The 1,671-nt window shown below is 56.6% G+C and carries 1 protein-coding gene and 1 pseudogene; both read right to left on the minus strand.

From position 1 onward, the window contains the following. Positions 1–667, minus strand: a pseudogene (locus tag FG91_RS21670) (IS5 family transposase); the annotation flags it as partial. A 174-nt stretch (positions 668–841) separates the two neighbouring features. Then, positions 842–1,611 (minus strand): IS5 family transposase gene (locus FG91_RS21300; RefSeq protein ID WP_152568005.1). Its coding sequence is split into 2 segments (ribosomal slippage): positions 842–1,296 and positions 1,296–1,611, totalling 771 coding nucleotides; the frame shifts between segments, so codons are not numbered across the junction. Positions 1,612–1,671 lie beyond the last annotated feature (60 nt).

The following is a 1,671-nucleotide window of genomic DNA, read 5'->3' on the forward strand; positions in this document are numbered from 1 at the left end:
CTAGCATTCTTAATCTTTCCAAAGAAGCGTTCGACGAGGTTGCGGTAGCGGTAGAGAAAGGAACTGAAGGCGAAGCTTTGCTTGCGATTGCGCTTGGCGGGTATATTGGCGAAGCTACCTTGTGCCTGGAGTTGGCTGCGGATGGCGTCACTGTCATAAGCCTTGTCCGCGAGGAAGATGCTGTCTTGCGGTACTGCCTCGAGTAGCGGACCGGCTTCCTTGCAGTCGCTCGCCTGCCCTTCGGACAGGTGCAGCTGGATCGGCAGCCCCCGACCATCGACCAGTGCGTGTATCTTGGTTGTCAGGCCGCCGCGGGAACGTCCCATGCAGCGATTAGGGTCCCCCTTTTTAGGGTCGCACCGTGCTGGTGGACCCGGATGGAGGAGCTGTCGATCATCACCAATTCCCCGTCGAAGGCTTGGGAAACCGCCGTCAGGAGCCGATCCCATACACCTGCTTTGCGCCAGCGAACAAAGCGATTGTAGCACGTGGTGTGCGGACCATAGCGCTCGGGAATGTCCGCCCAGGGACTACCCGTGCGAAATCGCCACAATATCCCGTTGATCACTCGGCGATCATCAACTCGAGGCACACCTCGCGGCTTGTTGGGAAGCTGCGGCTCAATAATTGACCACTCGAAATCTGTCAGTTCAAAACGGCGATGCATTGCAAGGCTCCTTTCACGAGCCTTGAATCAACCAGTACCGCTTCGCGCAACTAAATTTATGAGTTTACCGCCTAGGCCGTAGACTCGTAAGCGTTGATCCAGAGTCGGGCTGCGAACAGTTTTACAGCAGCGAGGAAGTTGTCGGCGCGCTTGTCGTATCGAGTAGCTAAACCTCTAGGCCGTAGACTCGTAAGCGTTGATCCAGAGTCGGGCTGCGAACAGTTTTACAGCAGCGAGGAAGTTGTCGGCGCGCTTGTCGTATCGAGTAGCTAAACCTCTAGCATTCTTAATCTTTCCAAAGAAGCGTTCGACGAGGTTGCGGTAGCGGTAGAGAAAGGAACTGAAGGCGAAGCTTTGCTTGCGATTGCGCTTGGCGGGTATATTGGCGAAGCTACCTTGTGCCTGGAGTTGGCTGCGGATGGCGTCACTGTCATAAGCCTTGTCCGCGAGGAAGATGCTGTCTTGCGGTACTGCCTCGAGTAGCGGACCGGCTTCCTTGCAGTCGCTCGCCTGCCCTTCGGACAGGTGCAGCTGGATCGGCAGCCCCCGACCATCGACCAGTGCGTGTATCTTGGTTGTCAGGCCGCCGCGGGAACGTCCCATGCAGCGATTAGGGTCCCCCTTTTTAGGGTCGCACCGTGCTGGTGGACCCGGATGGAGGAGCTGTCGATCATCACCAATTCCCCGTCGAAGGCTTGGGAAACCGCCGTCAGGAGCCGATCCCATACACCTGCTTTGCGCCAGCGAACAAAGCGATTGTAGCACGTGGTGTGCGGACCATAGCGCTCGGGAATGTCCGCCCAGGGACTACCCGTGCGAAATCGCCACAATATCCCGTTGATCACTCGGCGATCATCAACTCGAGGCACACCTCGCGGCTTGTTGGGAAGCTGCGGCTCAATAATTGACCACTCGAAATCTGTCAGTTCAAAACGGCGATGCATTGCAAGGCTCCTTTCACGAGCCTTGAATCAACCAGTACCGCTTCGCGCAACTAAATTTAT

Source organism: Sphingopyxis sp. LC81 (assembly GCF_000756375.1).
Taxonomy (GTDB): domain Bacteria; phylum Pseudomonadota; class Alphaproteobacteria; order Sphingomonadales; family Sphingomonadaceae; genus Sphingopyxis.